At 64.2% G+C, this 18,114-nt stretch carries 16 protein-coding genes; 11 read left to right on the top strand and 5 right to left on the bottom strand.

The features are described from left to right. The first annotated feature begins 9 nt into the window (after positions 1 to 9). From HWQ56_RS19160 to mgrA, 4 genes are read left to right on the top strand one after another with little or no spacing between them, the layout of a single operon-like run. Positions 10 to 2,211 (top strand): TonB-dependent receptor, encoded by a 2,202-nt coding sequence (locus HWQ56_RS19160; RefSeq protein ID WP_176571505.1) that lies wholly within the window; start codon positions 10 to 12, stop codon positions 2,209 to 2,211. A 44-nt stretch (positions 2,212 to 2,255) separates the two neighbouring features. Beyond that, the gene (locus HWQ56_RS19155) at positions 2,256 to 3,080 is read left to right on the top strand and encodes a TauD/TfdA dioxygenase family protein (protein WP_158157371.1); all 825 of its coding nucleotides are present in this window, start codon (positions 2,256 to 2,258) and stop codon (positions 3,078 to 3,080) included. Then, positions 3,077 to 4,144, top strand: a complete 1,068-nt coding sequence (locus HWQ56_RS19150) for an ABC transporter substrate-binding protein (protein ID WP_176571504.1) — start codon at positions 3,077 to 3,079, stop codon at positions 4,142 to 4,144. Before HWQ56_RS19155 ends, HWQ56_RS19150 begins: the two co-directional genes overlap by 4 nt. Beyond that, the gene (gene mgrA / locus HWQ56_RS19145; protein ID WP_176571503.1) at positions 4,141 to 5,136 is read left to right on the top strand and encodes an L-glyceraldehyde 3-phosphate reductase; all 996 of its coding nucleotides are present in this window, start codon (positions 4,141 to 4,143) and stop codon (positions 5,134 to 5,136) included. The genes HWQ56_RS19150 and mgrA overlap by 4 nt, the downstream gene beginning before the upstream one ends. A 49-nt stretch (positions 5,137 to 5,185) precedes the next feature. Here the strand turns inward: mgrA and HWQ56_RS19140 are convergent, their stop codons facing one another. The 3 genes from HWQ56_RS19140 to HWQ56_RS19130 all read right to left on the bottom strand — a co-directional run bounded on the left by HWQ56_RS19140 (position 5,186) and on the right by HWQ56_RS19130 (position 8,168). Then, the gene (locus HWQ56_RS19140) at positions 5,186 to 6,121 is read right to left on the bottom strand and encodes a DMT family transporter (RefSeq protein ID WP_176571502.1); all 936 of its coding nucleotides are present in this window, start codon (positions 6,119 to 6,121) and stop codon (positions 5,186 to 5,188) included. Positions 6,122 to 6,199: 78 nt separating this feature from the next. Further along, complete coding sequence (locus HWQ56_RS19135; protein ID WP_176571501.1) at positions 6,200 to 6,928, bottom strand: helix-turn-helix domain-containing protein; 729 nt, start codon at positions 6,926 to 6,928, stop codon at positions 6,200 to 6,202. 409 nt (positions 6,929 to 7,337) lie between these two features. After that, a complete protein-coding gene (locus tag HWQ56_RS19130; protein WP_176571500.1) occupies positions 7,338 to 8,168 on the bottom strand; it encodes an alpha/beta fold hydrolase in 831 nt (276 codons plus the stop codon). Positions 8,169 to 8,435: 267 nt separating this feature from the next. On the opposite strand from HWQ56_RS19130, the gene HWQ56_RS19125 reads away from it, so the two are divergent. From HWQ56_RS19125 to HWQ56_RS19115, 3 genes are all read left to right on the top strand, one after another. After that, entirely contained in the window at positions 8,436 to 8,642 is a 207-nt protein-coding gene (locus tag HWQ56_RS19125; protein ID WP_176571499.1) for a hypothetical protein, read from the top strand. Positions 8,643 to 8,832: 190 nt separating this feature from the next. Next, complete coding sequence (locus HWQ56_RS19120) at positions 8,833 to 9,891, top strand: tartrate dehydrogenase (protein ID WP_176571498.1); 1,059 nt, start codon at positions 8,833 to 8,835, stop codon at positions 9,889 to 9,891. 96 nt (positions 9,892 to 9,987) lie between these two features. Next, on the top strand, positions 9,988 to 11,301 hold the full coding sequence (locus HWQ56_RS19115) for a dicarboxylate/amino acid:cation symporter (protein WP_176571497.1): 1,314 nt from the start codon (positions 9,988 to 9,990) through the stop codon (positions 11,299 to 11,301). On the opposite strand, the gene HWQ56_RS19110 is transcribed toward HWQ56_RS19115, so the two are convergent. Continuing rightward, positions 11,255 to 12,166 carry a LysR family transcriptional regulator gene (locus HWQ56_RS19110; RefSeq protein ID WP_176571496.1) on the bottom strand — a complete coding sequence of 304 codons (912 nt, stop codon included), beginning with the start codon at positions 12,164 to 12,166 and terminating at the stop codon, positions 11,255 to 11,257. The genes HWQ56_RS19115 and HWQ56_RS19110 overlap by 47 nt on opposite strands. 172 nt (positions 12,167 to 12,338) lie before the next feature. On the opposite strand from HWQ56_RS19110, the gene HWQ56_RS19105 reads away from it, so the two are divergent. Then, complete coding sequence (locus HWQ56_RS19105) at positions 12,339 to 12,497, top strand: DUF6021 family protein (RefSeq protein ID WP_176571495.1); 159 nt, start codon at positions 12,339 to 12,341, stop codon at positions 12,495 to 12,497. Positions 12,498 to 12,727: 230 nt separating this feature from the next. Further along, positions 12,728 to 13,858 carry an SMP-30/gluconolactonase/LRE family protein gene (locus tag HWQ56_RS19100; RefSeq protein ID WP_176571494.1) on the top strand — a complete coding sequence of 377 codons (1,131 nt, stop codon included), beginning with the start codon at positions 12,728 to 12,730 and terminating at the stop codon, positions 13,856 to 13,858. 71 nt (positions 13,859 to 13,929) lie between these two features. Here HWQ56_RS19100 and HWQ56_RS19095 read toward each other — a convergent pair whose 3' ends face one another. Then, the gene (locus HWQ56_RS19095) at positions 13,930 to 15,780 is read right to left on the bottom strand and encodes a sigma-54-dependent Fis family transcriptional regulator (RefSeq protein WP_176571493.1); all 1,851 of its coding nucleotides are present in this window, start codon (positions 15,778 to 15,780) and stop codon (positions 13,930 to 13,932) included. A 282-nt stretch (positions 15,781 to 16,062) separates the two neighbouring features. On the opposite strand from HWQ56_RS19095, the gene HWQ56_RS19090 reads away from it, so the two are divergent. Next, a complete protein-coding gene (locus HWQ56_RS19090; RefSeq protein ID WP_158157258.1) occupies positions 16,063 to 17,133 on the top strand; it encodes an ATP-NAD kinase family protein in 1,071 nt (356 codons plus the stop codon). A gap of 3 nt (positions 17,134 to 17,136) precedes the next feature. Further along, on the top strand, positions 17,137 to 18,114 hold the full coding sequence (locus tag HWQ56_RS19085) for a thiamine pyrophosphate-dependent dehydrogenase E1 component subunit alpha (RefSeq protein WP_176571492.1): 978 nt from the start codon (positions 17,137 to 17,139) through the stop codon (positions 18,112 to 18,114).

The following is an 18,114-nucleotide window of genomic DNA, read 5'->3' as shown; positions in this document are numbered from 1 at the left end:
ATCAGACCGATGAAACGTGTTGCCAGTACCCTGCACCAAGGTGCCTTGCTGGGGCTGTTATGCATACCTGTCGCGCAAGCGGCCACCGGCGACGCGGGGAGCGACGCCGGCACTCAAGCGTCGCCGACCCTCAAGGCCGTCACTGTCACCGCTACGCGCCGCGAGGAGTCGCTGCAGAAAGTGCCGGTGGCGGTGACCGTGCTCGATGGCGAAACCCTGGAGCGTGACAACCGCAACAATGTCAGCTCCATCGTTCAGGAAATCCCGACCCTCAATTACCGGCCCAGCGCTTCGAACAAGGACAGCTCACTGTTCGTGCGCGGTATCGGCACCATCTCCACCTCGCCGGGTGTGGAGCCCAGCGTGGCCACAGTCGTCGACGGCGTGGTGTACGCCCGTCCTGGGCAGTCGACGCTGGACTTGCTGGACGTGGACCGCATCGAGGTGCTGCGCGGCCCCCAGGGCACGCTGTTCGGCAAGAACGCTTCAGCGGGCGTGCTGAACATCGTCACCCGCGACATCCCCGAACAGACGCATGGCTATGTCGATTATGCCCATTATGGCGGCGGCGATGAAAACCGCCTGCGCTTCGGCATCGGCGGGCGCCTGAGCGACACCCTGAAGGGCTCGCTGACCACTTCGGTCGGCCGTTATGACGGCAACGTCGAGAACGTGACCAACGGCCACGAGGTCAATGGCTACGAGCGCAAAGGCGTACGTGGCAAGCTCGAATTCCAGCCCCGTGACGACCTCAAGCTGACCTTGATCGGTGACTACAGCGACGGTGAAAACGATACCCCTTCGGTGGTGGTCAAACCTAGCGCCGCCGTGGCTGCGGGTATCTCGCCAGTGGTGCCGGGCAACAGCAACCGCAAGATCAGCAGCGACTACAAAACCTATGTCGATGACCGCAACCAGGGGCTTTCGCTGCAGGCTGACTGGTCGCTGGCCAACGACTTCACGCTGACCTCCATCACCGCGTGGCGCGGCTGGAACAACAGCCAGTACCAAGACAACGATAACCTCGCGGCCCTGCCCGTAACCGCCGTGCACGACAAGGGTACGGTGGACTACGACCAGTTGAGCCAGGAAGTGCGCCTGACCTCCCCCAAGGGCCAGTTCGTGGAATACGTGCTGGGCACTTACCTGTTCCACGGCAAGTCGGATGAGACCTATCGGCGCCTGAGCGTGACCAACTCGGTGGGCAACACCGGCGTGGCCGACTACAGCGCCACCAACGACAGCTATGCGGTATTTGGTGAGAGCACGTTCAATTTTCGCAGTGACCTGCGCGGCATCTTCGGCCTGCGCTACACCCTGGACCAGATCGAGTACGACCACCGCCGCGTTTCCACCTCGGCAGTGGAGGTCAACTCGATCCGGCCATCCTACGCCAGCAGTGGCTCGCACACCGATTCAGGCATCTCTGGGCGCGTGGGCCTGCAATATGACCTGAGCGACAACCTGACCTCGTACATCACTTACTCGCGGGGCTACAAGGGCCCTGCCTACAACGTCTACTTCAACATGCAGGCCACCGACGTCCAGCCCTTGGATCCGGAGACCTCCAACACCTGGGAAGTGGGCCTCAAGAGCTCGGCCTGGAGTAACCGTCTGACTGCCAACTTGGCGCTGTTCCATTCCAAATACGAGAACTACCAGGCCAACTTCTACGATGTGGTCGGTACCTCGGTGGTTACCCGCTTGATCAATGCCGGTTCCGTCACCAGCCAGGGCGTGGAGCTGGACTACGCGCTGCAGGCCACGCGGCAGCTGAAACTATCCGGTTCGCTGGCCTACACCCAGGCACGCATCGACCAGTTCGCCTGCCCCAGCGGCGCCGCCGCCAGTTGTGACATCAACGGTAAACCACTGCCGTTTACGCCGGACTGGAAAAGCTTTGTGCGCGCCGACTACGACATCCCGTTGGACAACGGCCTGGATGTCGAACTGGGCACCGATTACAGCTGGCAGAGCAAGGTGCAATACAGCCTTGACCAGAACCCCAACAGTGAAGAAGGGGCTTACGGCATCTGGAACGCCAGCGTCGGCCTGGCTGATTACAGCAAGGGCTGGCGCGTAGCACTGGTAGGCAAGAACCTGGCTGACAAGGCCTATGCACCGGTGCTGTCCACCGGCACCAGCACCACCCGCATCGTACCGCGGGATGACCGCCGCTACTTCGGCGTCCAATTGCACAAAGACTTCTGATCACCCGGCGCCCCCGCGTAGGGCGCCTTGCCTGGAGACAACCCATGAGCTTGAATGTTGAACCGATCCACCCCTTGCTGGGCGCCCGCGTGGCGGGCCTTGACCTGGCCGACGTCGATGACGCCACCCTGGCGCGGATCGAGGCGGCCCTGGTGCAGCACAAGGTGCTGTTCTTCGCGGACCAGCACTGGAGCGCCGCCCAGCAGAAAGCGTTTGCCGAGCGTCTTGGCGAGTTGCATGTGCACCCGGTGTTCGAGGCGGACCCCGCGGTCCGCGAGCTGGTGGTATTCGCCTACGACGACAAGCGCAAGGGCGCCAACGACACTTGGCACGCCGATGTCACCTTCGCCGAACGGCCCCTCAAACTGGGCATCCTTCACGCTGAGGAAATCCCCGCGCTGGGTGGCGACACCTTGTGGGTAGACACCGAGGCGGCCTACAACGCGTTGTCCGAACCCCTCAAGGCACTGTTCGGCACGCTCAGCGCCGTGCATGACTTCCAGCATGCCCGGCACCCCGACGATGCGCTGTCGGTCGATGAGCTGGCCGACCTGCGCCGCTTGCTCCCCAAGCCGACGCTCCACCCAGTCATCCGCACGCACCCGGTGTCCGGGCGCAAGTCGATTTACGTCAACCGCGCGTTCACCAGCCACATCGCCGGGCTTTCGCGGCTGGAGTCCGAGCAACTGCTGAACTTACTGTTGCAACACCTGCAGATCCCCGAATTCCAGATGCGCTGGCGGTGGCAGACCAACACCGTGGCGATCTGGGACAACCGCAGCACGCAGCACCTGGCGGTCGCCGACTACTTCCCGGCGCGGCGGCGCGTACGTCGGGCGGCGGTGCTGGAAGAGGCACGGCCGGTATGAGCGCGTTCAAGTGGCTGATGGCCTTGCCACTGATGGCAAGCATAGGCCTCGCCGGGGCAGCGCAGCTGACCCTCCAGGTCGCCGCGCCGGACTTGAGTGCGGGCCCCAACCCCAGTGGCGGCCCTGTGGTGGATGTGCTGCACAGTCGTCATATGCTCGAAGACGCTTTCGCCGCGGATGGCATCAGGGTGCAGTGGCATTTTTTCAAGGGCGCCGGGCCGCTCATTAATGAGGCCATGTCCAACGGCCAACTCGACGTGGCCTTCCTCGGTGACCTGGCCTCGATCATCGGCCGTGCCAGCGGCTTGCAGACGCGTCTGGTGATGGCTACCGGGCGCGGCATCAACGGCTACCTGGGCGTGGTGCCCGGCTCGGGCATTACCCGCATCCAGGATTTGAAAGGCAAGCGCGTCGGTATCCTGCGCGGCACCGCCGACCACCTGGCGTTGATCGACGTGCTGGCCAGCGCCGGCCTGGACGAGCGCGACATCAAGCTGATCAACCTCGATTTCAACGCGGTGAACGGCGCCCTCGCAGCGCGCCAGATCGACGCCAGTTGGGCACCGGCGCGGCTGTTCGCGCTCAAGGACCGTGGCCTGATCGAGATCCCCGTGGGCAGTCAGCAGCTGGCAGGCAAGGGCGCAGGGCAGGGTGGCCTGGTCGTCACCCAGGCGTTCCTTGACGCGCATCCCGAGGCGGCGGCGCGGCTGGTGGGCGTGGTAGCCCAGGCGCTGGACTGGTTGTCGCAGGAACAGAACCGCCAGGCGCAGATCGACCTGGGCGTGGCGCAGTCCGCTTACCCAGCGCGCGTGCTCCGCGAAAGCCTGGCGGGCGGTGACCTGGGTTTCATCTACTCGCCGCTGTTGGACCCGCTTTACGTGGACACCCTGCGCAAGGACGTGCGCCTGTCCCAGGCGGCCCACCTGATTCGCGCCCCGATCGACGTGGATCAGTGGATAGCCCCAGCAGTGCTCGACCAGGGGCTGGCTCAGGCCCACCTGGCCAATGCCTGGAAGCCCGCTACCCAATACCGCTGGTCAACTGGCCAGGAGCCTGCACCATGACTGCCGTCTACAGCGCCGCACCTCAACGCTACCTGAACCGTGACTTTCGCCGTGCCGGGCGCAGTGGCCTGTTGTTGCCGCCTCTGTCCCTGGGTTTGTGGCACAACTTCGGCGACGACACACCGCTGGCCCGCCAGCGGCACATCCTGCACACGGCGTTCGACAATGGCATTACCCATTTCGACCTGGCCAATAACTACGGCGTGCCCTACGGCAGCGCCGAACGTAACCTGGGCAGGGTACTGCGTGAGGATTTCAGCGGTTACCGTGATGAGTTGATCATTTCCACCAAGGCTGGCTGGGACATGTGGCCAGGACCGTACGGGCAGGGCGGCAGCGGGCGCAAGTACTTGCTGGCCAGCCTGGACCAAAGCCTGGCGCGGCTGGGGCTGGAGTACGTGGACGTGTTCTATTCCCATCGTTTTGACCCCGATACGCCGCTGGAGGAAACCGCTGATGCGCTGGCCAGTGTCGTGCGACAGGGCAAAGCGCTATACGTGGGGATCTCTTCCTACGCCGCGCCCGAGGCTGCCCGAATGGCCGAATTACTGCGTGAGCAGCGGGTGCCCCTGGTACTGCAGCAGCCGGTGTATAACCTGCTCAACCGCGACATTGAACACAACGGCGTGCTTGATGAGGCCACGGCGCGGGGCACGGGCATCATCACCTACTCACCGTTGGCACAGGGGCTGTTGAGTGGCAAATATCGCGCCGGCATCCCCAGCGATTCACGCATTGGCCGTGGCAGCCGATACCTGCCAGCCAGCGCCGTGGACGAAGCCTTGCAGCGGCGCTTGAACCTGCTCGCCGATATCGCCCAGGCCCGCGGCCAAAGTTTGTCGCAACTGGCGCTGTCCTGGCTTCTACGTGATACGCGCATCACCTCGGTGCTGGTGGGCGTCAGCAGTGCCGAGCAACTGTTGGAGAACCTGCACGCGGTGGGCGCGGCCGCTTTCAGCGAAGACCACCTGAAGCAACTGGCAGACGGTTGAGCCTTGTAGTAGACCTGGCCCCGTCGATGCCCCTGCGGCCTGTCTGCAGTCACGCGGTGCGTGGGGGCCCTCGATGACAGCCCAAGCACCAGGCCACCCCGGTCACCAGCAAGGCGATCGCGGCGCCTTCGTAGCCGTCGGGCCACCGCTGTTCCCACAAGAAACCGAACATGAGCGCCGCCAGCGTTTCAATCACCAGCACTTGACCACTGAGCGCCAACGGCAGGAGTCGGCTGGCCTGGTTCCAGCAAGCCCCGCCCACCACCGAAGACAACAGTGCCACGCCAGCGGCCACCAGGAAGACATGTTGCCATTGGCTCGTGCCGTGCATACCCGCCTGAAAGCCCAATACCGGAACGGCCAGCATCAATGACTGAGCGCCGGTGATGACACCGGTCAGCAGTGCCCAGTCATGGGACGACACGGCAGTCACCTGCAGCCGCCGGGCGTTGCTTACCGCGAACCAGCTCCATGTCACCAGCGCGCCTGACGCGCATGCGATCCCCGCGATGCTCGCCAGTGTCTCGGGCCGCTGGCCATTGACCAGTGCATGCCAACTCATCAGCACGACGCCCGCGATAGCGCAGCAAAGCGAAGGGAAAAGTGCCTTCAGGGAAACGGCGTCTGCGTCCTTGCGACCCGCCAAGGTGACAAGTACCGGGATGAGCCCGACGATCAGCGACGTGGTCGCAATGCCCACCCACTGAACAGCAGTGCCCACCAATGAGTAGTAGACAAGGTTTCCGATCAGGCTGAGCCAGAAAAGTGATCGCCAGTCGGCGCGAGTGAGGCTGGCGCACACGCGCCGCCAACGAGGCAACAGCAGGGCTGCCGAGATTGCGCCGTAACACAGGAACCTGATAACGGCGAATTGCGGGCCGCTCAACCCCGGGGTGAGCTGTGGGCCAAGGAAAATCACCCCCCAGCACAGACCAGCGCACACCCCATAGCCGATACCCTTGAGCAACATCCGATCAGCCAACATCGCACCGCACTCCAAATCGCAAAGCACGAAGTTTGGGGCAGTGCAGTCAGGCAATATTGTCGGAAACTGTCGGTTTTTTTACCCAGGCTGTTGTTGCATTTTACGGTAAGCGGCGGGGGTAGTGGCGCTCACACGTTGCATGGCGCGGGTCAGCGCTGCCTGGTCGGAAAAACCGGTACGCAAGGCAATCTCGGCAATCGGTAAAGAGGTGCCCTGCAACCATCGCTGCGCTTGCTCGATACGCAGGTGGGTCAACCAGGCCTGCGGGCTTGTTGCGAACAATTGTCCAAATCGCTGGTGGAGTTGGCTCAAGCTCATGTTGGCTGCTTTCGCCATGCGCTCGTTGCTCCAGGCGGCGCCGGGATTGGCACGCAGGCGGGCGATCAACTGTTCAATGGGGGTCGAAATATATGCCGCATCCAAACCCATGGACGACAGCAGCAGGGGGGCCAACTGGGCAGCGCCGACAGCCAGTTGCTGATTACCTGTCAGCTCGGCGAATTCGATGAGTCGCCGGGTCGCAGGCGAGATCGGCACGTATATGCCCTTGGCCATGCGCGCTGTCTGCAGTGTTTCCAACGTGCTCGGCGCACAGTCCAATACCAGGAACCGGCTATCGGCGTGGGCGCTCTGCGAGTGCGTCGAGCCCGGCGACACGAATGCCGCCACTGACGGATCGATGTACCCACCGCGACCGTCCACGTCGATTTCCATTCGGCCACGAACCGGCAGCACCACTTGAGCAAAGTCATGGTGGTGGTCAGGGCTGTCTCGCTCGTAGCGGCGCAGTTCAAGGCTTGGAAACATAGGGCACCGTTCTACCCGTCTGGCGATCAATCGCCCAGGCGTGGGCAGGGATTCTACCACTGCCGATCAACTCACTGCGCCCCAAACACCGAATGCAGGATGTCATGGAGGTCGCGCCACGGCCGCTGGGCCGTCTCGCTTTTGGCAGGGCAGGTGTCTGCATGCACGAAAGGCCTGTCCCTGTACCGCTTGTCCTGCGCCTTTCCACACTGTGCGCACTGCACGCTGTCTCCAACCAGTCTCCATGACGCGTTCCAGCTCCTGAGCTTCATCGGCCTGTCCGGCATGATGGTGGTCTCGGTAGTGGCAAGTTGAAATCATGCCCCCTGGTGCGTACATTTGATAGAGGCGCACTGGCCATTTCGTCGGACCGGCAAGGCGCCGTGATCGGCCATCCGTAGCACCTTCGTCAGCCCTGGATAAACGCCAGCAGGTCTGCATTGATGGTTTCGGCGTGGGTGGTAGGCATCCCATGGGGAAAACCCGGGTACGTTTTGAGGGTGCCATGCTTGAGCAATTTCGCCGATAGCGGCGCCGAATCCGCGAATGGCACGATCTGGTCATCCTCGCCGTGCATGACCAGGGTGGGTACCTCGATGGCTTTCAGGTCTTCGGTAAAGTCAGTCTCCGAAAAAGCCTTGATGCAGTCATAGTGAGCCTTTGCCCCGCCCATCATGCCCTGGCGCCACCAGTTTTCGATCACGCCTTGCGAGACCTTGGCACCCGGACGGTTGAAGCCATAAAACGGCCCTGTCGGGACGTCCAGGTAGAACTGGGCGCGGCTGGCGACCAGCGCGGCGCGGAAACCGTCGAACACCTCCAGGGGCAAGCCGCCCGGGTTTTTCTCGGACTGCACCATGATCGGCGGCACAGCGCTGATGAGCACTGCCTTGGCCACCCGGCCTGGCGTGGCACGGGCAGCGTAACGCGCGACTTCACCGCCGCCGGTGGAGTGCCCGACATGGATCGCGCCCTTGAGGTCCAGCGCGTCGGTCAGCTCGATGACGTCCGCGGTGTAGGTGTCCATTTCGTTGCCGGTCCAGGTTTGGCTGGAGCGCCCGTGCCCGCGACGGTCGTGGGCGATGACCCGGTATCCTTTCAGCAGGAAGAACATCATCTGGTTGTCCCAATCGTCTGCGCTCAGGGGCCAGCCGTGGTGAAAGACCACGGGGGTGGCGTCTTTCGGGCCCCAATCCTTGTAGAAAATGACGGTACCGTCTTTGGTCGTGATCGAGTGCATGCGTTGATTCCTCGGGGCGGGGGCGTGAGCTGATAAGAATGGCAGTGACTTGGCGAAACGCCACCGTTTTGCTTCTTGAGCGATGAAGGGGCATCAGCCGAGCAACCGCTCACCTCCCAGCAGCACGGCGATCATGATCATCGCCGCCCCTCACGCCAGCAGTACGCTTGCGGCCACACCGCCTGTCGCACGGGCAGCACCCCCCACCGCCACCCGACCTCAAAATGAAATGGCCTGGAAACTCCGGGCCCCAGCAGTGAGGTGTTTATGTCTACCGAATCGGATTTTCAGCAAGAGATTCATGGGCAAACCGTCGAGCCGGGCACGGATGAGCCGTCCCTGGACCCTGACGACCCCAACGACCTGGACCCTTTGAAGCAGCCCGACCAGCCAGAAGACGGGGACGAACCGCCAAGCACCGAGGTACCCGCCCCCGACCAGCAGAGCCCATTGTCGGATGACCAATTGCGCTAGCCGCTGACCCGCTCCCTGGCAACCGCGTCCGCGACGCGGGCTGCCAGCGGGCTTCGATATCACATTGCTGAATCTGATTCACCTATGTAGTAAACCAAGGTTAACCCCCTCGGCCCCACGGTTCCCTATAGTCCCTCCACCCCCTGGGCAACCTCCCGTCCAGGCGAACAACAACAGGTGGAGTCAACTCATGAATACCTACAGAATTGCTGCGGTTCCGGGTGATGGCATTGGCGTGGAAGTGATCGCGGCAGGCGTTGAGGTCCTTGAGGCGCTGGCCAGGCGATCGGGCAGCTTTGCCCTGGACTTCAAGCATTTCGACTGGAACTCCGACAACTTCGTCAAGCACGGTCACTACATCCCTGACGGGGGCCTGGAGGAACTGAAAACCTTCGATTCGATCTTCTTCGGCGCCGTGGGCGCGCTCAATGTGCCCGACCATGTGTCGCTATGGGGGCTGCGCCTGCCCATCTGCCAAGGCTTCGACCAATATGCCAACGTGCGCCCGGCGCGCGTGCTGCCTGGGGTCAAGAGCCCGCTGCACAACGGCCAGGACATCGACTGGGTAGTGATCCGCGAAAACTCCGAGGGCGAGTATTCGGGCAACGGCGGCCGTGTTCACCGTGGCTTGCCGGAAGAAGTGGCCACCGAGGTGTCGGTGTTCACCCGCGTCGGGGTGGAACGCATTCACCGCTTCGCCTTCGAACTGGCACGCACCCGGCCCCGCAAGCAATTGACCCTGGTGACCAAATCCAACGCGCAGCGCCACGGCATGGTGCTCTGGGACGAAGTGTTCCACGAGGTGGCCAAGGACTTTCCCGACGTGCGCATCGACAAGGAACTGGTGGATGCGGTCACCACCCGCATGGTGCTCAAGCCCGGAACGCTGGATGTCATCGTGGCCACCAACCTGCACGCCGATATCCTCTCCGACCTGGCCGCGGCCTTGTCTGGCAGCCTGGGCATCGCGCCCACCGCCAACCTCAACCCTGGCAAGCAATTTCCCTCCATGTTCGAGCCTATCCACGGGTCGGCCTTCGACATCACCGGCAAGGGGGTGGCCAACCCCATCGCCACATTCTGGACCGCGGCCATGATGCTCGAGCACCTGGGCGAGGTGCAGGCCGCGCGGCAACTGATGTCGGCGATCGAAGCAGTGACGGAAGCGGGTGTGCACACGCCTGACCTGGGCGGCACAGCCACGACTCGGCAGGTGACCGACGCGGTGCTCGACCTGCTCAACCGCTGACCCATCAATTGCGCGACACACCGCCACGGCGCGCGGCCGCCCCAGGCCGCGCTGCCGGGCACCTCCTGACAACAATAACAATCAGGGCCAGTCATCATGAAACGCATACTCGGCAAGCTGTACGTACAAGTGCTGATCGCCGTGGTTCTCGGCGCCGTGGTCGGCGTGGTGTTCCCCGAGACCGGCACCGCACTCAAACCCATCGGTGACGGCTTCATCAAACTGATCAAGATGCTGCTGGCACCAGTGATTTTCCTCACCGTGGTCAGCGGTATCGCACGCATGGAAAACATGAAGGAACTGGGCCGCGTGGGCGTGCGTGCGCTGCTTTACTTCGAGGTGGTGTCGACCCTGGCGCTGGCCATCGGCCTGATCGTGGTGGACCTGGTCAAGCCCGGCGCCGGCATGAACGTCGACCCCAAGGCGCTGGATACCTCCAGCATCGCCACCTACACCAGCCAGGCACCGCACCATTCGTTCATGGATTTCATCCTCAGCATCATTCCCGACACCATCGTCGACGCATTCGCCAAGGGCAACGTCCTGCAGATCCTGCTGTTTTCCATCCTGCTGGGCGTTGCCCTGGCCAATGCCGGCCCGCGGGCGAAGGTGTTCATCGACGTGGTCGACAGCCTCATGCGGGGCATGTTCAACATCGTCAACATGGTGATGCGCCTGGCACCCTTGGGGGCTTTCGGGGCCATTGCCTTCACCATCGGGACCTACGGCTTCGGTTCGATGTTCTCCCTGGGCAAATTGATGGCGTGCGTCTACCTCACCTGCGCGGTGTTCGTGGTCTGCGTGCTGGGGCCGATCTGCCGCTACAGCGGCTTCAGCCTGTGGAAGTTCCTGCGCTACATCAAAGAAGAACTGTTCACGGTGCTGGGCACCAGTTCATCCGAGTCGGTGCTGCCGCAAATGATCACCAAGATGGAGCGGGCAGGGTGTTCCAAGTCGGTGGCAGGCATGATGATTCCCGCGGGCCTGAGCTTCAACCCGGACGGCCAGGCGATCTACTACACCATCGCGGCCATCTTCATTGCCCAGGCCACCAATACGCCGCTGACCCTGACCGACCAGTTGATCGTGCTGGCAGTGCTGATGTTCACGTCCAAGGGTTCCGCCGGGGTGAGCGGCTCGGGCTTCATCATTCTAGCCGCGACGCTGGCGTCGCTCGGTACCATTCCCGTCGCGGGCATGGTGCTGCTGCTGGGTGTCGACCGCTTCATGTCCGAGGCCCGGGCCATCACTAATACCATCGGCAACGGCGTGGGTACGCTGGCCATCGCCAGATGGGTGGGGGCCCTGGACACCGCTGCCCTCGACCGGGCGTTGAACGGGCAGCAGGGGCCGACCGACGTTCCTACGGCTGATCCGCAATATTATCAAGGTGCTCGAAGCGCTCGATGAGGAAGTCGATCAGGCTGCGTACCCGGGCGGACAAGTGCAGTTGCTGAGGGTACACGGCATAGACATCCGCGCGGGTAGGGGTATGGTCCTGCATCACCAGGCGCAACCGCCCACTGCGCACGTACCGGGCGATATCCCACTCGGCGCGCAGCAGCAGGCCATGGCCCTCCAGCGCCCAGTTCAACGCCACTTCCCCGTCGTTGGAGCCTAGCGCCCCATGGACCTTGATGTTGTCGGTGCGACCGCCGTTGCTGAAGCTCCACACCCCATAGGGTGCTTCGTTCTGGCGGATGAAGATGCACTGGTGGCGTTGCAGGTCGGCCAGTGTCCGGGGTGTGCCGTGCTTGTCCAGGTACAACGGCGAGGCGCACAGCAGGCGACGGTTGGAGGCAATCTTGCGGGCGTGGAAGGCGGCGTCCGGCAAGGTGCCGAAGCGAATGCCCAGGTCGAAACCGTGGGTGGCCAGGTCCAGGGGGTGGTCACTGATCTCCAGTTGGATTTCGACCTCGGGGTACAGGGCATAAAAGGCGGCCAGCGCCGGCCCGAGATGGCGGCGGCCAAAGCCCAGCGAGGCGTTGACGCGGATCAGGCCCTTGGGGCTGGCGCGGGTGCTGCTGACCAATTGTTCGGCTTCCTCGACCTGCGCCAGAATTCGCGCGACGTGGGCGTAGTACAGTTCGCCCTCCGGGGTCAGGCTCATGGAGCGGGTGGTGCGGTTGACCAGGCGTACGCCCAGCCTCGCCTCCAGCGCGGCCAGGCGTTTGCTCACGGCGGGCGGGGTCACGCCGAGCTCTCGGGCGGTGGCGACCAGGCTTCCCTGTTTGGCCAGCAGGTGGAAAAAACCCAGATCCTGGGTGTTGCTCATTCATGACTCCAGGTTAATCATTGGCAAGATTCTTAACTATAGTATCTTTCCATTCAGTACAGCACGCAGGGTGCTACGTGACCGTCTGTCATACGGGCGGCACTCGCCGGAGGCGTGTGCTTCCAACCCTCAGGCGCGGGTATTTCCGTGTTCATGGTTAAAGGAGCACCGAATGACTAGTGATTCCAAGGCACCCACCGACACCTCCAGCGGCAAGGACGAGGATCTGGGCTTTGATCCGGACTCGCCGGATGTCAACGACCCAGCGACCGACCCACCCCATCCACCACCCATCGATAACCCGGCCAAGGACAAGGCTAAGGACAAGTAGCGCCGCCCGGCCGCGCCATCAGGTTAATGCTGCACGCTCGGTGCAAGCATGGCCCTGATCGCGCGGCCGGCGTGTTTACGTCGCTCGGAACCATCCATTCATCCCCTTTTCCAACGGAGGTCACTCATTCCCAAGAGGAAAGATTCCTTGAAAACTTGCAAATGGATTCGAATGAATGCCCCGGCAATACTCCCGGTCAACACCTATAACAACAAGCCGGAGCAGTGCCCATGCCGTTGAAAAGACCCCTGTTGCTCGCCATTTCGTTGCTGTGCCCCCTGGCCGCTGTCGCCAAGGACACCCTGCCTCCCACCCTGCCTACCCAGCCAGACAGCCGCCTGATGGAAGTGGCGACCTCGGCGCACATCTGGAATGGCGCCGCGGTCACCGCCGACGGTCGCACCTTCGTGTCGCTGACCCAGTCAGAGGGGCCGGGCATGTCGTTGGCCGAGGTCGGCAAGGATGGGCAGTTGCACCCCTACCCGGATGCCCGTTGGAACACCTGGAACGTGGCCGAACCGGGCCAGCACTTTCTGCATGTGAACGCCCTGCGCGTGGGGCCGGACGGCAAGTTGTGGGCGGTGGACGCGGGCAATACCGGCATCAATACTGGCGCCCATGCGGTGCAGGGCGCCGGCAAACTGGTGCGCATCGACCTGGCCACCAACCAGGTCGACAAGGTGTACAGCCTCGAAGGTGCGGTGCAGAAGGACAACAGCTACTTCGACGACGTGCGTTTCCATGGCCGCCTGGCCTACCTCACCGACCCGGGCGCCGTGCGCCTGGTGGTGCTGGACCTGGACAGCGGCAAGGCGCGCACGCTGCTTGAAAACCACCCGTTGTCCATCGACCACCTACCCATGTATGCCGATGGCAACAAGTTGTTCATTCCCAATGGCGAAGAAAAACGCGTGGGCCTGGACCAGCTGGAGGTATCGCCGGACGGCGAGTACCTGTATTACCAGGCCATTCCCGGACCGTTGGCGCGTATCGCCACCCGCTACGTCGATGATCCCGCGTTGCCCCCGGCGCAGGTGGCCGAGCATGCCGAGCATTGGCTCGACACCTGGAGCACGGGCGGCACCGCCATCGATGCCGCAGGCAATATCTACGCCTCGGACGTCAACACCCGCAGCGTCAAGCGTATCGCCCCGGACAAGACCGTGACCACGGTGGTAGCCGACCCGCGCCTGGTGTGGGTCGACGCCCTATGGATTCAGGACGGCTACCTGTACCTGCCGGCCGCGCAAATCAACCGCACCCCGGCGACCACGGGCGGCAAGCCGTCGACTGTGCAGTACCCGGTGCACCTGTACAAAATCCGCATCGACGCCAAGCCGTCGCCGCTGGACCACGCCTGACCACCTCCCGAGCTTCGCCGCCCTGTTGGACCGGGCGAAGCTCGGGAAGCATCTACCTCATCGGCGAAACTTTATGGCGCGCTTCGACCCGGCATTTCAATCCCGTGCTGATGCACGCGCCGGTACAGCGTAGCCCGCGAAATTCCCAGCGCCCTGGCGGCGGGCAGCGGCTTCCAGCGGTGGCGAATCAGCGCGTCCAGCAGTGCCTGGCGTTCAGGGCTGGCGGCAGTCGGGGCGTGTTGGTCCTGAGTGCTGTCCCCCGTTGCCAGCGGTTCGGGCAGGTGCTCGAGCAACACCTGGTCGCCCTCGCATACCGCGCAGGCATAGCGCAGTACATGCCGCAGTTGTCGCACGTTGCCGGGCCAGCGGTACCCCAGCAGCCGCTCCAGCACGGCGTCGCTCAACTGCACGCCAGCGCTTTCCTCCTGCAGGATGCGCCCGATCAGGGTCAGCCGATCAGTGCGCTCGCGCAGGGGTGGCAGCTGGAACCGCGCGCCGCCCAGGCGAAAGTACAAGTCCTCGCGAAAACTGCCCAGCGCCACCAGCGCTTCCAGGTCGCGGTGGGTGGCGCAGATCACTTGAATGTCCACGGCCTTGCGCTGTGATGCGCCCAACGGTACCACTTCGCCTTCTGCCAGCACCCGCAACAGGCGGGTTTGCAAAGCCAGTGGCATGTCACCTATTTCGTCGAGGAACAGGGTGCCGCCGTCGGCCTGTTGCAGCAGCCCCTGCATGCCTTTGCTCGACGCGCCGGTAAAGGCACCGGGACGGTAGCCAAACAGCTCGCTTTCGATCAGCCCTTCGGGGATCGCTGCGCAATTGACCGCCACGAAGGGGCGGGCGCTGCGTTGGCTTGCTTCGTGCACCTGGCGGGCGAACACTTCCTTGCCTGCGCCGGTCTCGCCCTGGATCAGCACGGGAAGATGGCGGTCCTTGACCCGCACGGCCAGGCGCAGGTTCTGCTCGATGCGCGGGTCGATGTCTACCGGAGCCAGGCTGGCACGGGCGCGCGGGGTCGTACGGCGGGGCGCGCTCAGGCGCGCATGCAGGTCGTGCAGTTGGCACAGCGACTGGTCGCTGGCCCGGCGCAGCAAGGCCGGGTCGAAGACCTGGCTGATATGCCCCGGCACCTGGCCATGGCGGTGCAGCAGGTAGCGCCGCGCCGCCGGGTTCATTGCCTGCAGGCAGCCGTCATCGTCCCAGGCGAACAACAGGTCGGGCTGGCTGTCGACATAGCCTGGGCTGTGATGGGCGCGCAATACCCAATAGCCCTGGGCGCTGTTCATGAAAAACGCCTGCTCGATGTCCTTGGCGCTCTGTACCACCAGCTGGCGGATCAGGTGCTGGGAGCGGCGCTCATCCGGCGAGCGCACGGCCGACACGTCCAGCACCCCGAGCAGTTGGCCCTGGGGGTCGTAGACCGGCGCGGCCGAGCAGGTCAGGCCAATGAACGCGGCGCGGAAATGATCGCGCTTGTGCACGGTCACCGGCACGCCGCTGGTGAGTACCGCGGCCACGCCACAGGTACCTTCCTCGCCCTCCGACCAGCAGGTGCCCAAGTACAGCCCCGCCTTTCGGCAGTCATTGGCAATGGCACTGTCCACCTTGTAGTCGATGGTACGGCCTTGGGCATCGGTGAGCAGCACGCAGTAGTCGGCGTCGCGCACGCGGCCGTGCAGGCGGGCCACTGCCTCGCCGGCGATGCGCAGGAACAGCTCGGCGCGTTCACGGCATTCGCGCAGCACGTTATGGGAAAGGATGCGTGGGCCCTGCAAGGAGCCTGGGTCCAGGTGGTGCTGTTCCATGGACCGGCGCCACGAGTCGAGAATCAGGTCGGGGACCGGCAACTGCGGCAGCTGCGCAGCATTTTTAAGGACACGGCTGACGCAATCCACATGCGCCTTGGAGTGTGCGGAAAGCATGAAGGCCTCCGGATCCCGCTTTTTATCGTTGTAGGGGCATTAAAGCCCCCACCACCGGCCGGGGCAAGCGGCAAGCGGCAAGCGGTGCGCGTGAGACGCAACGTCTCACGGTCTCGCCGCGCCGCCGTGCAGGCTGCGATGGGGTGTCTCACAGCCGGTCCGCGCCTAGGGCCGGCCGGGGCGGTCAAAGCGCTCTGTATCGGGCCTGTGCGGCGAAACAGGGAAACCTGGCACTGGCCTTGCTCCAGTGCCTGCAACGAATAATAACAACGAGGTCCACCCATGCCGCGCCAGCCCCTGACCGTGGGTATCATCGCCAACCCGGCGTCCGGCCGTGACCTGCGCCGGCTGACCGCCAATGCCGGGCTGTTTTCCAGTACCGACAAGGTTTCGGTCATCCAGCGGCTGCTGGCCGCCTTCGGCGCCACGGGCATCGAGCGCGTGTTGATGCCCACCGACATGACCGGCATTGCCGCCGCCGTGTTGAAGAACAGCCAGGGCCGCCAGGCTCGCCAGGGGCACTGGCCGTCGTTGGAGTTCCTCGACCTGGCACTGCGCCAGACGGTCGAGGATACCCGCCAGGCCGCGCGCTGGATGGCCCAGCGTGACGTAGCACTGATTGCCGTGCTGGGGGGCGACGGTACCCACAAGGCGGTGGCCGCCGAAGTCGGCGATATCCCGCTGCTGACCCTGTCCACCGGCACCAACAACGCCTTCCCGGAGCTGCGCGAAGCCACCAGTGCCGGCCTTGCGGGCGGGCTGTATGCCAGCGGCCGGCTGCCGCCCGAACTGGCCTTGCGGCGCAACAAGCGCCTGGTGGTGCGTGATGCCGCGCGGGGCCTGGAGGAAATCGCCCTGGTGGACGTGGCCGTGTCGTCGCTGCCGTTCATGGGCGCGCGTGCCATCAGCCGCGGCAGTGACCTGGCCGAGGTCTTCGTGGCCTTCGCCGAACCCCAGTCCATCGGCCTGTCGGCCCTGTGTGGGTTGTGGTTGCCGGTTGCGCGCCAGGCACCCCAGGGCGCCTGGATGCGCCTGGACCCGCACGCGCCCCAGGCCCTGCTCACGCCGCTTGCCCCCGGTCTGTTGCAAGGCTGTGGCGTACTGGACGCGCAGTTGCTGCAGCCCGGCATTGCCCACGGCCTGTGCCTGCCCAGCGGCACATTGGCCCTGGATGGCGAGCGCGAAATCGAATTCAACGCCCATGACCGCCCCACGGTCACCCTCGATGCCTGCGGCCCGCTGAGCATCGATGTCCCGGCGGCCCTGGCCCATGCGGCGCAACAGCGCCTGCTGGCCATCGGCCGTGAACACCCGTTGCACCCCCTCATGCCTCAAGACACCCTTGGAGAATAAGAAATGTCGACATCGCTGAGCGCTGATCAACTGCTGCACGCCTACCGGGTGATGCGCACCATCCGTGTGTTCGAAGAACGCCTGCACGTGGAGTTCGCCACGGGCGAGATCCCCGGTTTCGTCCACCTGTACGCCGGGGAAGAGGCGTCCGCGGCGGGCGTCATGGCCCACCTGGGCGACACCGACTTCATTGCCTCCACCCACCGCGGCCACGGCCATTGCATCGCCAAGGGCGTGGACGTGTACGGCATGATGGCCGAGATCTACGGCAAGAAAACCGGTGTGTGCCAGGGCAAGGGCGGCTCCATGCACATCGCCGACATGGAGAAGGGCATGCTCGGCGCCAATGGCATCGTCGGCGCCGGCGCGCCGCTGGCGGTGGGCGCGGCACTGGCGGCCAAGCTCAAGGGCACCGACGGTGTCGGCGTGGCGTTCTTCGGTGACGGTGGTTCCAATGAAGGGGCGGTGTTCGAGGCCATGAACATGGCGTCGGTGTGGAACCTGCCATGCATCTTCGTGGCCGAGAACAACGGCTACGCCGAGGCCACGGCATCGAACTGGTCGGTGGCGTGCGACCACATCGCCGACCGCGCTGCTGGCTTCGGCATGCCTGGGCTCACGGTGGACGGCTTCGATTTCTTCGCCGTGCACGAAGCCGCCGGCGCCGCCATCGCGCGTGCCAGGGCGGGGGAGGGGCCGTCTCTGATCGAGGTCAAGCTGACCCGCTACTACGGCCACTTCGAAGGCGACGCCCAGACCTATCGGGCCCCCGATGAGGTGAAAAACTTCCGTGAGCGCAGTGACTGCCTGATGCAGTTGCGCGAGCGCAGTACCCGTGCCGGCCTGGTCCAGGCCAGCCAGTTGGACCAGATCGACAGCGAAGTGGACCTGCTGATCGAGAACGCCGTGCGCAAGGCCAAGTCCGACCCCAAGCCCACCGCCGCCGATCTGCTCACCGACGTGTACGTCGCCTACCCCTGA

Source organism: Pseudomonas eucalypticola, assembly GCF_013374995.1.
GTDB classification, from domain to species: domain Bacteria; phylum Pseudomonadota; class Gammaproteobacteria; order Pseudomonadales; family Pseudomonadaceae; genus Aquipseudomonas; species Aquipseudomonas eucalypticola.
The sequence above is the reverse complement of the archived record's forward strand: the minus strand, read 5'-3'. Positions and strand labels throughout refer to the sequence as shown.